Below are 14,449 nucleotides of genomic sequence, written 5' to 3' on the forward strand. Positions count from 1 at the left end.
ATCCGATTGCGCCAATGATGCTACTTGCTGAGCCGGGCGCCGCTGAAACCTGCGCGCTGCACCTTGGCCAATGCCGCTGCTGCCTGGCCGCTATCGCGGTACGGTCCCGCCAGAACGACCTTAAGCGGCTGCCCCTTGCGGCTGACGGTCCCCATCCGCACCGGCAGACCGGACGCCGCCAGCTTGCGGGCGGCGGCCCGGGCCTGATCCGCGTTTGCATAGGTTGCGGCCCGGACATAGCGCTGCGCGGTCACGGCTTGCTTGGGCGCAGCCGCGCCGGGGGCAGAGCGAGTGGAAAGGCGCAGCTTTGATACCCTGGCCTCAGCCGGGCTGCGGCGGGCTTCGCGCGGCAGCCTGACCGTGGGGCGGTCGAGCGGCAGCTGCACCAGTTTGCGCGGCACGCCGTCGCTCCAGATTTGAGCCATCTGCGCGTCCCCTTGAGGCGTGCGGACGCCGCGCATGGGGTTCAGGCGGCCATCCGCGCGCTCCACCATCAGATACCCGGCAGGAGCCTGGGAAAAGCCGGTCACCACCGCGGGGCGCACCGTGCGTGTCGCCCGCTGCGGGTTCAGGCGGCCGTCGGTCCAGACCGGGCGGTAGCCCTTGGGCACCGTGAAACTGTTGCTGAGGCGGCGGTCCTGGTGGATGTGTGCCTGCACAACGCGTGTGTTGGGTGTCAGCCGCAAAGAGGATTGCGGACCAACGTAGGTAACAGGCGGGGCTGTTTGCGGGCCGCAGCGCGCGCCGGTGGAGTTCGTGTACTTGCGGCTGATCTCCGAAATACCTGCGCAGGGGCTGCCGGCGGAGGGCTGCGGCGCAGCAGCGGCCGGTGCCTGTGCCGGTTTCGGGGCCGTGCGCACCACTTTTCTGGCTGCGGGTTTGGGCGACGGGGCGGCCGCGGGGGCTGGACGGGCGCTGGTGGTTTGCGGCGTGCGCCGCGGCTTGGCGGTGGTCACCACCTTGGGCGGCGGGCTGGCCGCCGCCGGTTGGGCCGCGGCAGGCGCAGGTTTCGCGGGGGCTGGCTTGGCGGCTGCGGACTGAGCGGGCTGCTGGCTGGGTTCCAGCGTGATCAGTTCCGGCGCCGAGGCTTGCGGCTGCTGCCGTGTGGTCCCGGCCAGCCTGGTCGGCTTGTATCCGCAAACCTGCTTGCGCGAGCGGGTTACCCGCGGCACCCAGGTTACATTGCCGTCTATGCCCGCCCGGATGTAGACACAACCGCGGCTGTCGACGAATTGCCTCCCTTTGTAAGAGGCTGGCGGATATTCGGACGGCGGGCTGGACGGACGCAGGGTTTGTGCCTGTATACCTGCTGCGCCTGTTGTCCCCGCGATGATGGCCAGTGCAATAATTCTAGTTATTTTCATTCCTGCGCCCCACAAAATATGGCTGCAGGATGCCCGACTCTGGTGAGTGAGTAAAGATTCTGCGGCAACAATACGGCCGCATCCCGGCAATTTTTGCGCCAATTGAACCTAATTGGCACCGGTTCCGGATTGTCCCGGAAAGCGGCCAAGGCGCGCGGCGGCGCCTTGGCGCACCAGCGGTCATTTGGTGCCGAACATCCGGTCGCCGGCATCGCCCAGGCCCGGCAGGATATAGCCCTTGGCGTTGATCTCGCGGTCCAGCGAGGCGGTGACGATCGGCACGTCGGGGTGGGCTTCCTTCATCTTGGCAACGCCCTCGGGCGAGGCCAGCAGGCACAGGAAGCGGATGTTGTTGGCGCCGGCTTCTTTCAGCAGGTCAATGGCCGCAGCCGAGCTGTTGCCGGTGGCCAGCATCGGGTCCACTGCAATCACCAGCCGGTCCTTCAGCCCTTCGGGCGCCTTGAAGTAGTATTGCACCGGCTGCAGGGTTTCCTCGTCGCGGTAGAGGCCGACAAAACCGACACGGGCCGAGGGGATCAGCTCCAGCACGCCGTCGAGCATGCCGTTGCCCGCCCGCAGGATGGAGACCAGCGCCAGCTTCTTGCCCGCCAGGATCGGTGCTTCCATTTCCTCCATCGGGGTTTCGATGTTGGTGGTGGTCAGCGGCATTTCGCGGGTGATTTCATAGGCCAGCAGCTGGGTGATCTCGCGCAGCAGGCGGCGGAAGCCCGCGGTGGACGTGCCCTTGTCCCGCATCAGGGTCAGCTTGTGCTGCACAAGCGGGTGATCAACAACGGTCAGGTGGTCGGTCATGGGGCACTCCTCAGATTTGGTTGCAGCGCTTTTACGGCCTTCGCCGCGGCAGGCAAGCGGGTTTTGACCATGAGGTCAAAGAAAACTCTTGCCGGGGCCTTGGGCCGGAACATTCAGGTGGGCCGCGATGGAGACGCCCACATCGGCGAATTTGACCTGCCCGATGGGGCCCGCGTCAAGTCCCGCGATCAGCACCGGCACCTGTTCGCGGGTGTGGTCGGAGCCGGGCCAGCTGGGATCATTGCCGTGATCGGCAGTCAGCACCAGCATGTCGCCCTTGCGCAGCTTGGGCAGCAGGCGGCCGATTTCACCGTCGAACCACTCCAGCGCACGGGCATAGCCGGAGATATCGCGGGTGTGGCCGTACAGGCTGTCGAACTCGACGAAGTTGGCAAAGGTCAGGCTGCCCTCCTCCGCCGTCTCAACCGCGTCAAACAGATGCTCCATCAGCTTGGCATCCGCACCTTTTTTCAATGTGCCGATGCCGGACATGGAGAAGATGTCGCCGATCTTGCCGATGGCGTGAACCTTGCGCCCTGCGTCCTGCACCCAGTTGGTCAGCACCGGCGCAGGCGGGGTGATGGCGTAATCGCGGCGGTTGGTGGTGCGGGTGAAGCCCTCCTCCGCCGAGCCAAGGAAGGGACGCGCAATGACCCGGCCCACCTTCATCGCGTGAAGGCGCGGGGCGATGGCTTCGCACAGTTTCAGGAGACGGTCGAGGCCGAAGGTCTCCTCATGCGCGGCGATCTGGAAAACGCTGTCGGCGGAGGTATAGCAGATCGGTTTGCCGGTCCGCATGTGTTCCGCGCCGAGGTCGTCCAGAATTACCGTGCCGGAGGCGTGGCAGTTGCCCAGGATGCCATCGGTGCCCGCCTGCTCCGCGACGAAGGCGGTCAGATCATCGGGAAAGGACGGCGCCTGATCAGGGAAATAGTGCCAGTCCCAGGGGACCGGCAGGCCCGCCAGCTCCCAATGGCCTGAGGGCGTGTCCTTGCCGCGGCTCAGTTCGCGGGAGCAGCCCCAACGGCCCTGCGGCTCTGCCTCCAGCCCCGGAAACGGGACCGAGGACGCCAGCCGCATTGCTGCGCCGAGACCGAGGCGTTCCATGTTCGGCACGTGCAGCGGCCCGCTGCGGCCGTCCTCCGCTTTGCCGGCAGCGCAGGCCTGGGCGATATGGGCCAGCGTATTGGCGCCCAGGTCCGGCAAGTCGCCATTGAAGAAGGTCCCGGCATCCGGCGCGCCGCCGATGCCGGCGGAATCCATCACCACAAGAAAGGCACGGGGCATCAGGAGATCCTTTCGTGAACCAGCGGCGGCAGGGCGTCCGGCGCCTCCCCGATGGAGATTGCCGCGAGAATGGCCGCCTCCGCCACCTCTGCCGCATCATCGCTGGCCGCGTGGATGCGGGCAAGAGTGTCCCCTGCCCCGACCTGCTGGCCCAGGCGGACGATGTCCGAAATCCCGACGCCGGGGTGGATGCGGTCGCTTTCCACCATGCGGCCGCCGCCTAGGCTGACAACGGCCAGCCCCAGCGCCTCGCCGTTCATGGCAGAGATATGACCCGCCGATGGTGCCTTGACGTCACGCACGACTTCGGCGCCGGGCAGATGGTCCTGCCACGTGGCGGCAAAATCCGCAGGGCCGCCCAAGGCCGATATCATCCGGGCAAAGCGGTCCGCAGCGCGGCCATCGGTGAGGGTGGCGGTGATCTGAGCCGCGCCCTTTGCCGCATCCGCGGCCAGACCGGCGTGGGCCAGCAGCTCGCCGCCCAGCACCGCGGAGATTTCCGCCAGCGGGCCGGACGCATCGCCTGTCAGCACCTGCATTACCTCCGCCACCTCCAGCGCGTTGCCAAGCGCGGGCGCCAGCGGCTGGTTCATATCGGTGATCAGCGCCGAGGTCCGGCAGCCCGCCGCGTTGGCCGTATCGCAAAGCGATTGCGCCAGCGCGCGGGCCTCATCGGCGGTTTTCATAAATGCGCCGGAGCCGATTTTCACGTCCAGCACCAGCGCGTCCGGGGAGGCGGCCAGCTTCTTGGACAGGATCGAGGCGGTGATCAGGTCGACGCTTTCCACGGTCGCGGTTACATCGCGGATAGCATAGAGCCGCTTGTCCGCAGGCGCTATCTGGGCAGTAGCGCCGACAATGGCGCAGCCAGCATCCCGCATCATGCCCCGCAGATCGTCTTCGCTGACGTTGATGGAGACGCCGGGAATGGCTTCCAGCTTGTCCAGAGTGCCGCCGGTGTGGCCGAGGCCGCGCCCCGAAATCATCGGCACATAGGCGCCGCAGGCCGCAAGCGCCGGCGCCAGCAGCAGCGAGACGCAGTCCCCCACCCCGCCGGTGGAATGCTTGTCCAGCACCGGGCCGTCCAGATCCCATTGCAGCACATCGCCGGTGTCACGCATCGCCAGCGTCAGGGCGCGGCGGCCCTCGACGCTGAGGCCTTGCAGGCAGACGGCCATGGCAAAAGCCCCGGCCTGCGCGTCAGAAACCGCGCCACTGGCCAGGCCTTCGGCAAACCAGCGCAAGTCCGCTTCGCCCGGTGTCTCGCCGCGCCGGAGCTTTGCGTTGATGGCACGGGCGTCCATCAGCTCCGCTCCATGTGATCCGCGTCAAAGGCCCCCGGCAACAGGCCGCCAATGGTGGTCTCCTGCTCAGCGCCGTCGGTGGTCGCCATGATGACCTTCACATCGCCGCTGGCGAATTCCTTGATCTTCTGACGGCAGCCGCCGCAGGGCGTGATCGGGGTCGGGCAGTCTGCGATCACATAGACCTCTGCCAGTTCCGTCTCCCCCGCAGCCACCATCGCCGCAATGGCGCCGGCCTCGGCACAGGTGCCTTCGGGGTAGGCGACGTTTTCGACGTTGCAGCCAACGTAGATCTGGCCGGAGGCAGAGCGCACGGCAGCGCCGACCTTGAAGTTGGAATAAGGCGCGTGGGCGTTTTCGCGGACGGCGGCGGCAGCGGCTTTGAGGCTCATGGCGATTCCCCGGTTTTTGATCATTTGGTCAAGATGCCGCAGGATAGCGGAAACGGCCCGGGAAGCGAAAGCCCCCCGGGTGCGGTTCCGTCACTGCCCCAGCATGGTATTGAACACGCCGGGCAAGGTCACCTCCAGCAGTTCCACGTCCTGCGACGGCTCGCTGAGGCGGGTCTTCATGCCGGGCGGGATGACAAAGGCGTCGCCCTGCTCCAGCCGGTAGGGCTCGCGGCCCTCGCCCTCCAGCGTCACCTCGCCGTTCATGACGAACGTGAAATGGATGTCAGTATCATGCGCCGCCCATTGCGGCGCGCCCTCGCCCCGGCGCACCACTTGCACGCCGGCCACGCCCTTGGTGTTCTCAGCAATCGTGGTGTCGCGGCAGATGTAGCCCGGCAGGCGGAACGGCATCCACGCGGCACCCTCGGCCTTGTTGTAGACAAAACGCTGGCCCTGCCATTCCCGTTCGGGGCGGTAGTGCGGGGTCGGCAGGGTCATCTCGTGGTCGATTTCAGTGACATGTTCTGCCGGCACGCCGATCTCGATCACCTGCACGTTGTCGCTGGCCTCCAGCACCCGGTGGCGGATTTCCGGCGGCTGGATGAAGCAGTCGCCCGCGGTCAGCCGCATCTTGTCTCCCTGGTCCTCATAGACCACATCGACCCAGCCGTGGATGCAGAAGATCAGCTGGAAGCCGACGCGGTGAAAATGCACCATATCCGGCACCGGGCCGCCGTCCGGGATACGGATATGGCTGGCAATGATCGAGCCGCCCAAACGGTCCGGCACCAGGTCGCGGTAGTGCATCCCCGCACGGCCAATGATCCAGGGCGCCTGGTCCTTGAGACGGCGGACCACGAAGCTGTGCACCGTTTCCGGCATCACCATCGGCGGGTGGCGCTCCTCGATCTCGACTTTGGTGCCATTGGGCGCGGTCAGGCGGCGCTGGCCTTCGGCAAATCCATCAGGATCTTCAGTCAGAATGCGGATTGTGCCGGGGCTTTCCTCTGCCCCTTTTTCGATGCGCAGGCGCAAACCGTGGCCGGAAAACACTGCGGTGCGCGGATCATCTGCCGGATAGATCATGTCCATCTTCATGCCCAAGACCTTGGTGTAGAACGGAATATCGTCGCGCAGTTCCTGCGTGGGCAGGCGGATTTCGGCGATTGTATCGCTCACTTTTTCACTCCCTTTTCATTTGCCCGGAACTGTGGCCGCGGGGCAGGATTTATGCAAGAAGCCGCCGTCCGGTCGCCGCCGCGTCCGATTGCGTCAGTTTGCGCTAGGTTTCCGGCAGGAAAAATGGTTTAACACTAAACAATACGATTTTCGAGGAGCGCCAGATGTCCGATTCACAGAACCTGCGCCAAGCCGCACTCAATTATCACGAGTTTCCGCGCCCCGGTAAGCTGGAGATCCGGGCGACCAAGCCGATGGCCAACGGGCGCGATCTGGCGCGCGCCTACTCGCCCGGCGTCGCGGAGGCTTGCACCGAGATCAAGGCGGATGAAGCCAATGCGGCCCGCTACACCTCGCGCGGCAACCTGGTGGCGGTGGTGTCGAACGGCTCGGCGGTGCTGGGGCTGGGCAACATCGGCGCGCTGGCCTCCAAGCCGGTGATGGAAGGCAAAGCGGTTCTGTTCAAGAACTTCGCGGGCATCGACTGCTTTGACATCGAAATCAACGAGAGCGACCCTGAAAAGCTGGCAGAGATCGTCTGCTCGATGGAGCCGACCTTTGGCGCGATCAACCTGGAGGACATCAAGGCGCCGGATTGTTTTGTGGTAGAGAAAATCTGCCGCGAGCGCATGAACATTCCGGTATTCCACGACGACCAGCACGGCACCGCGATTGTGGTCGGCGCCGCGGCCAAGAACGCGCTGCATGTGGCGGGCAAGTCGTTTGAAGAGATCAAGATCGTCTCCACCGGCGGCGGCGCGGCGGGGATTGCCTGCCTCAACATGCTGGTGAAGCTGGGCGTGAAGCGGGAAAACATCTGGCTGTGCGACATTCACGGGCTGGTCTACGAGGGCCGCGAGGAGGACATGAACCCGCAGAAGGCGGCCTTTGCCCAGTCCTCGGACCTGCGCACGCTGGATGAGGTGATGGATGGTGCGGACCTGTTCCTTGGTCTCTCCGGCCCCAATGTGCTGAAGCCGGAGATGGTGGAGAAGATGGCGGAGCGGCCGATCATCTTTGCGCTCGCCAACCCGACCCCGGAAATCATGCCCGACCTGGCGCGCAAGGTCGCGCCGAATGCGATCATTGCCACAGGCCGCAGCGATTTCCCCAATCAGGTCAACAACGTGCTGTGCTTCCCCTTCATCTTCCGCGGGGCGCTGGACGTGGGGGCGACCGAGATCAACGACGAGATGCAGATTGCCTGCGTCGACGGCATCGCCGAGCTGGCCCGCGCCACCACTTCGGCCGAGGCGGCTGCGGCCTACAAGGGTGAGCAGCTGACCTTTGGCGCCGACTACCTGATCCCCAAGCCGTTTGATCCGCGGCTGGTGGCAGTGGTCTCCTCTGCCGTGGCCAAGGCCGCGATGGAGAGCGGTGTTGCGACCCGCCCGATCGAGGATATCCAGGCCTATAAGCAGAAGCTGAACCAGACCGTGTTCAAATCCGCCCTGCTGATGCGGCCGGTGTTCGAGGCCGCCCGTGCCGCGGCCCGCCGCATTGTCTTTGCCGAAGGCGAGGACGAGCGTGTGCTGCGCGCGGCGCAAGCTATCCTGGAGGAGACCACCGAAACCCCGATCCTGATCGGCCGGCCCGAGGTGATCGAGCGCCGCTGCGAGAAGCTGGGACTGGACGTGCGCCCAGGCCGCGATTTCCAGCTGGTGAACCCGGAAAACGACCCGCGCTATTACGATTACTGGAACAGCTATCACAAGGTGATGCAGCGCCAAGGCGTGACGCCGGATCTGGCAAAGGCGATCATGCGCACCAATACCACCGCCATCGGCGCCATCATGGTGCACCGCGGTGAGGCGGACAGCGTGCTGTGCGGCACCTTCGGCGAGTACCGCTGGCATCTGAACTATGTGCAGCAGGTTCTGGGCGGCAACAGCTATTCCCCGCACGGAGCGCTGTCGATGATGATCCTGGAGGACGGGCCGCTGTTCATCGCCGACACCCATGTGCGGATCGAACCGACGCCGGAGCAGATTGCCGAAACCGTGATCGGCGCGGCCCGGCACGTGCGCCGCTTCGGGATCGAGCCCAAGATCGCGCTGTGCTCGCAGTCGCAGTTCGGCAATATCTCCTGCGATACCGGCAGCCGTCTGCGCGCCGCGCTGGAGATCCTCGACGACAAGCGCCGGGACTTCGCCTATGAGGGTGAGATGAATATCGACACCGCGCTGGACCCGGAACTGCGGGCGCGGATCTTCCCCAATTCCCGGCTGGAGGGCGCGGCCAATGTGCTGATCTTTGCCCATGCCGATGCGGCTTCGGGCGTGCGCAACATTCTGAAGATGCGGGCCGGCGGGCTGGAAGTGGGGCCGATCCTGATGGGCATGGGCAACCGCGCCCACATCGTCTCCCCCTCGATCACCGCGCGCGGGCTGCTGAACATGGCCGCCATTGCCGGCACCCCGGTGGCGCACTACGGTTAACTGCGCGGCCGCGAAATACCGCTGGCCGCCCATCCAGGGAGGCCAGCGATGAAAGGGCATTGCCACTGCGGCGCCGTGCATTGGGAAAGCCAGGCCGAGGCGGCCTGGAGCTGCTATTGCCACTGCGCCGACTGCCGCCGTATTTGCGCGGCACCTGTCACCGCATTCTTCGGACTGCCGCATGAGGCGGTCAATTGGTCCGGTGCGGAACCCAAGGCCTACAATTCATCGGAAGGCGTCGAACGCCTGTTCTGCGGCGCCTGCGGCACCCAGATGGCCTACCGCACCGCCCGCGATCCGGTGAACATTCACCTCTACACGGCCACGCTGGAAAGCCCCGCCGCTATGCCGCCCAGGTTCCATGTGTTCCATTCCGACCACGTGAGCTGGCTGGAGCTGAAAGACAGCCTGCCGCGCTACGCCAAATCCTCTACCGGGTGATTCCCGGCGGCAGGGCCTGCGGGGCCGCAACTGAATTTGCAGGTTTGCAAAATTTCGGCGCCTTCCCGAATTATTCTGCAGCAAACTCTGGTTTGCAAAGCAGACGGGCTGCAAACCGGCCAAGACTTGTAAATCTGGTAAACCATCTGCGCAAATCCGGGTGAAACCTGTAAATTCCTTGACGAACCTTGCGTACGGAAACGGCAAAACTTGCCCGCTCCCCGGTTCCTCGCCTACCCATTTGGCAGGAGGAGATAGACACCATGGGATATCAGGACATTTACGCCGCCTGGAAACAGGACCCGGAAGGTTTCTGGATGGAGGCCGCCAAGGGCATCAGCTGGGACGAGGCCCCGAAGCAGGCGCTGTTTGACAAGGGCGACGGCCTTTATGAGTGGTTTGCCGATGCCAAGGTGAACACCTGCTACAACGCTGTTGACCGCCATGTCGAAGAGGGGCGCGGCGAGCAGACCGCGATCATCTATGACAGCCCGGTCACCCATACCAAGCGTGAAATCTCCTATGTCGAGCTGCGCAACCGCGTGGCCACCCTGGCCGGCGCGCTGCGCGCCAAGGGGGTGGAGAAAGGCGACCGCGTCATCATCTACATGCCGATGATCCCCGAGGCGCTGGAGGCGATGCTGGCCTGCGCCCGCATTGGCGCGGTGCATTCGGTGGTGTTCGGCGGCTTTGCCTCTAACGAACTGGCGGTGCGGATCGACGATGCCAAGCCCAAGGCGATCATCGCTGCCTCCTGCGGCATCGAGCCGGGCCGCATCGTGCATTACAAGCCGCTGCTGGATGGCGCCATCGACCTGGCGGAGCACAAGCCGGAGTTCTGCGTGATCTTCCAGCGCGAGCAGGAAGTGGCGGAGCTGATCCCGGGCCGCGACGTGAACTGGCACGGTTTCCAGTACGGTGTGGAACCTGCCGAATGTGTGCCGGTCGAGGGCAACCACCCCTCCTACATCCTCTACACCTCCGGCACCACTGGCCAGCCCAAGGGGGTGATCCGCCACACCGCAGGCCAGCTGGTGGCGCTGAACTGGACCATGAAGAACATCTACAACGTCGATCCCGGCGATGTGTTCTGGGCCGCTTCGGATGTGGGCTGGGTCGTGGGCCACAGCTACATCTGCTACGGGCCGCTGATCCACGGTAACACCACCATCGTGTTCGAGGGCAAGCCGGTCGGCACGCCGGATGCAGGGACCTTCTGGCGGGTGATTTCCGAGCATAAGGTCAAAAGCTTCTTCACCGCTCCCACCGCATTCCGCGCGGTGAAGCGGGAGGATCCCAAGGGCGAGTACGTCAAGAAGTACGACCTCAGCTGCCTTAGCCAAGTCTATCTGGCGGGCGAGCGCGCTGACCCGGACACCATCACCTGGGCGCAGGAGCAGCTGAAGGTGCCGGTGGTCGACCACTGGTGGCAGACCGAGACCGGCTGGTCGATTGCCGCCAACCCCCTGGGGATCGAGGAACTGCCGACCAAGCTCGGCTCGCCTGCGGTGCCGATGCCGGGCTATGAGGTGGATATCCTTGATGAGGGCGGCAACCCTGTTGCGGCGGGCGAGCTAGGCGCGATTGCGGTGAAACTGCCGCTGCCGCCGGGCACCCTGCCGACTTTGTGGAATGCGGAAGAGCGGTTCAAGAAGAGCTATCTCAACACTTTCCCCGGCTATTACGAGACCGGCGACGCCGGCATGAAGGACGAGGACGGCTATCTCTACATCATGGCGCGCACCGATGACGTGATCAACGTGGCCGGCCACCGGCTGTCGACAGGCGGCATGGAGGAAGTACTGGCGGGTCATCCGGATGTCGCCGAATGCGCGGTGATCGGCGTGGCGGACAGCCTCAAGGGGCAGATGCCCGTTGGCTTCCTGTGCCTGAACGCGGGTGCGGACCGCGATCATGGCGAAGTGGTGTCCGAGGTCGTGAAACTGGTGCGCGAGAAGATCGGCCCGGTGGCTGCCTTCAAGCTGGCGGTTGTGGTCGACCGGCTGCCCAAGACCCGCTCCGGCAAAATCCTGCGCGGAACCATGGTGAACATCGCTGACGGAACCCCGTGGAAGATGCCCGCGACGATCGACGATCCCGCGATCCTGGACGAGATCACCGCGGCGCTGCAGACCATCGGCTACGCCAAGTAACGCGCGAGTTTCCCGGCGCTGGAAACGGCCCAAAATCTTGCGAGGATTTTTTGAAGGCTCCGCCCGCAGGCGGAGCCTGTTTTCCGTCCGGTTTTGCTTGCAACTCCGCCCTGCCCGCCTAGGCTGCGGCCAGGGAGGCTTGAGCATGACAAAACCGGAACTCTGGCAACTGAGCGCCACTGAACTGACTGCCCTGACCCGCGCCGGGGATCTGAGCGCCGAGGACGCAGTGCAAGCCTCCATCAGCCGGATGAACGCGGTGAACCCCAGCCTGAACGCAGTGGTTGAGGATCTGAGTGCCGAGGCGCTGGAACGCGCCCACGCGCTGGACACGGCGCGTGCAGGCGGCGCGCAGCCCGGCCCGCTGCAAGGGGTGCCGGTCACCATCAAGATCAACGTTGACCAGAAGGGCCACGCCACCTCCAACGGCGTTACCGCGCTTAAAGACCTGATTGCCCCGGCGGACGCCCCGGTGGTGGAGAACCTGCACAAGGCCGGCGCGGTGGTGATCGGGCGCACCAATACTCCGGAGTTCTCCTTCCGGGCCGATACCGACAACCCGCTGTTTGGCCGCACCCATAACCCCTGGGGGCGCCATATCTCGCCCGGCGGATCCTCGGGCGGCGCGGGGGCGGCCGTGATGGCCGGGATCGGCGCGCTGGCGCACGGCAATGACATCGGCGGCTCCCTGCGGTTTCCCGCCGCGGCCAACGGCGCCGTGACGGTAAAGCCGGGCCTGGGCCGGGTGCCTGCCTGGAACCCCAGCCAGACGGCGGAACGCGGGCTGCTGGCGCAACTGATGTCTGTGCAGGGGCTGATCACCCGCACGGCAGAGGACCTGAACCTGTCGATGCCTTCGCTGATTGCCGCCGATCCGCGCGACCCCTTCCATGTGCCGATGCCCTGGCACGGCGCGGCGCCGGACGGCCCCATCAAGGTTGCCTTTACCAAAAACACCCACGGCTGTGAGCTCCACCCGGAGGTCAAAGCAGCGCTCGACTTTGCCCGCGATGCGCTGGCAGATGCCGGTTATGCTGTCGAGGAGGCGGAGCCGCCGAATGTCTTTGAGGCCGGGCGCACTGGCTACCGCGCTTTGATGGGAGAAATCTACGCGCTGATGAAGCAGGACGTGGATGCCGCCGGCTCGCAGACCGTGCGGGATATCTTCGCCGTCTACTTCCAGGAGTTTCCGCCCTTCTCCGGCGACGAGCTGCTGCAGATGATGGCCAAGCGGACCCATTACGCGCGGCAATGGTCACTGTTCATGGAGGACTACCCGCTGGTGCTGTCACCCTTCCTGCCGCAGCCATTCTTCCGGCCCGACCGCGACACCGAGGGCGCGGACGGCGTGCATGAGGTGCTGGGGTGTGCCGTCTATTCCTACGCGATGAACTTCCTCGGCCTGCCTGCAGCCTCCGTTCCGGCCCGGCTGGCGAAGCTGCCCAACGGCCCCCAGCCGATCAATGTGCAGATCGCCGCCCGCCGCTGGCGCGAGGACCTGGCCGTGGACGCCTGCGCCGCAATCGAGGCCCGCGCCGGCCGCATGTGCCTGCCGCTGTGGGAGAAGATGCAGTCGGGTTGCACTGCGTGATCCGTAAGGTTTCAAGCCAAGACGGCGGCGTGCCGGCTTGTGGCCCTTAACAGAAATAAACCCGGCGATGCTCACTCATCCCAAGTAGCGCTGAGGGCGAAGAAGCGCTGAAGGCACCTTGCCTCCGCAATGGATATGGCTCCGCAATAGTCGCTTAGGTCCCCGGGAACGGAGTAAACCGCCCCCGGGGAACTTCCATACCCAATCAACTCACTACATACAGCAGCCGTCCCGCCACACCAGGCGAACCCGGCTTGGGGCGCAGGCTCCCTGGGCGTTACCGGCGGAAAACAATGACACTGGTTACTCGAAACACACCGGCACGGCACCGTGGCGCGTCAGCCCTGCGGCAGAAGCCATCCACATCTGCCTGTGGAAAAGCATCGCATGGAATCCTTACCGGGAAGTTCACAAACTCGTGAATGTCCCGTTAAACAGTTAAGTAAACTGCTCGGAAATAAGCCTTTCTTCCAGCCCGTGGCCGGGATCGAACAGGATCTTGTGGCGGATCTCCGGATCGGTGCGGATCTCGACCCAGTCGATATCGGCCACCGAAATCGAGTCCGCATCAGCCATCACCGGGCGCTTGTCCGCCTCCAGCACGTCAAACCGCACCATTGCATTGCTGGGCAACAGCGCGCCGCGCCAGCGCCGCGGGCGGAAGGCGGCAATGGCGGTCAGCGCCAGCACGTCGGCCCCGATCGGCAGGATCGGCCCATGCGCCGAGTAGTTGTAGGCAGTGGAGCCTGCAGGGGTGGACACCAGCGCGCCGTCGCACACCAATTCCTCCATCCGCACCCGGCCGTCCACCGACACCCTGAGCCGCGCCGCCTGCGGGCCCGCGCGCAGCAGCGACACCTCGTTGATTGCCAGCGCCTTGTGCACCTCGCCGCGGCGGTCCATGGCGGTCATCGACAGCGGGTTGATGATTTCCTTGACCGCATCCCCGAGCCGCTCGATCAGCCCGTCCTCGCGGTATTCATTCATAAGAAAGCCAACGGTGCCGCGGTTCATGCCGTAAACCGGCGCCGGGTGATCGACCATTGTGTGCAGAGTGCGCAGCATGAAGCCGTCACCGCCGAGCGCCACGATAATGTCAGCCTCTTCGGGGGGCACTTGCCCATAGCGGCGGGTCAGTTCGGCGAGTGCTTTCTGGGCAACCTCCACCTCGCTGGCCAGAAAGGCGATTCTCAAACCCATCAAATCTGTTTCCGGTATTAGGCAACTGGTTCCGAAACAATCACAGCTTTCCGCCAAAGGCCATAGTTGCCGTTCTGTCGCAGGGAAATGTCGCTTTACAGGCTTCCTGCGCAAAGATGTTTCCGATAGGAAATCCCTCAATTCTGACCCCAGCTCAAACGGAGCCACCATGACTGAAGCGACCCGTGATCCCGGCTTTTTCACCCAATCCCTCGCCGAGCGCGATCCTGAGCTTTATGCTTCGATCACCGCGGAACTGGGCCGCCAGCGCGACGAGATCGAGCTGA

At 64.9% G+C, this 14,449-nt stretch carries 11 protein-coding genes; 4 read left to right on the top strand and 7 right to left on the bottom strand.

Translation table 11 applies throughout. The annotated features are described in order from the left end of the window. Positions 1-20: 20 nt before the first annotated feature. From AC4HIX_RS15100 to AC4HIX_RS15125, 6 genes are all read right to left on the bottom strand, one after another. Positions 21-1,364, bottom strand: coding sequence for an SPOR domain-containing protein (locus tag AC4HIX_RS15100; protein ID WP_490399555.1), 1,344 nt, complete (start codon positions 1,362-1,364; stop codon positions 21-23). Positions 1,365-1,544: 180 nt separating this feature from the next. Beyond that, positions 1,545-2,177, bottom strand: a complete 633-nt coding sequence (gene upp / locus AC4HIX_RS15105) for a uracil phosphoribosyltransferase (protein WP_475051332.1) — start codon at positions 2,175-2,177, stop codon at positions 1,545-1,547. Positions 2,178-2,252: 75 nt separating this feature from the next. Then, positions 2,253-3,464: a phosphopentomutase gene (locus AC4HIX_RS15110; RefSeq protein ID WP_490399556.1), complete on the bottom strand. Its 1,212-nt coding sequence runs from the start codon at positions 3,462-3,464 to the stop codon at positions 2,253-2,255. Further along, positions 3,464-4,768, bottom strand: coding sequence for a thymidine phosphorylase (locus tag AC4HIX_RS15115; protein ID WP_490399557.1), 1,305 nt, complete (start codon positions 4,766-4,768; stop codon positions 3,464-3,466). The genes AC4HIX_RS15110 and AC4HIX_RS15115 overlap by 1 nt, the downstream gene beginning before the upstream one ends. Then, on the bottom strand, positions 4,768-5,184 hold the full coding sequence (locus AC4HIX_RS15120) for a cytidine deaminase (protein WP_475051328.1): 417 nt from the start codon (positions 5,182-5,184) through the stop codon (positions 4,768-4,770). The genes AC4HIX_RS15115 and AC4HIX_RS15120 overlap by 1 nt, the downstream gene beginning before the upstream one ends. Positions 5,185-5,250: 66 nt before the next feature. Further along, a complete protein-coding gene (locus AC4HIX_RS15125) occupies positions 5,251-6,339 on the bottom strand; it encodes a cupin domain-containing protein (protein ID WP_490399558.1) in 1,089 nt (362 codons plus the stop codon). 164 nt (positions 6,340-6,503) lie between these two features. Between AC4HIX_RS15125 and AC4HIX_RS15130 the strand changes: the two genes are divergently transcribed. From AC4HIX_RS15130 to AC4HIX_RS15145, 4 genes are all read left to right on the top strand, one after another. Next, positions 6,504-8,777, top strand: a complete 2,274-nt coding sequence (locus tag AC4HIX_RS15130; RefSeq protein WP_490399559.1) for an NADP-dependent malic enzyme — start codon at positions 6,504-6,506, stop codon at positions 8,775-8,777. Between the two features lie 48 nt (positions 8,778-8,825). Continuing rightward, a complete protein-coding gene (locus AC4HIX_RS15135) occupies positions 8,826-9,218 on the top strand; it encodes a GFA family protein (RefSeq protein WP_490399560.1) in 393 nt (130 codons plus the stop codon). A gap of 263 nt (positions 9,219-9,481) precedes the next feature. Further along, positions 9,482-11,371, top strand: coding sequence for a propionate-CoA ligase PrpE (gene prpE / locus AC4HIX_RS15140; RefSeq protein WP_490399561.1), 1,890 nt, complete (start codon positions 9,482-9,484; stop codon positions 11,369-11,371). Between the two features lie 145 nt (positions 11,372-11,516). Continuing rightward, positions 11,517-12,962 (top strand): amidase family protein, encoded by a 1,446-nt coding sequence (locus AC4HIX_RS15145; RefSeq protein ID WP_490399562.1) that lies wholly within the window; start codon positions 11,517-11,519, stop codon positions 12,960-12,962. A 438-nt stretch (positions 12,963-13,400) separates the two neighbouring features. On the opposite strand, the gene AC4HIX_RS15150 is transcribed toward AC4HIX_RS15145, so the two are convergent. Then, positions 13,401-14,162, bottom strand: a complete 762-nt coding sequence (locus tag AC4HIX_RS15150) for an NAD kinase (protein ID WP_490399563.1) — start codon at positions 14,160-14,162, stop codon at positions 13,401-13,403. Positions 14,163-14,449 lie beyond the last annotated feature (287 nt).

The sequence above is a fragment of the Leisingera sp. genome, from assembly GCF_982940295.1.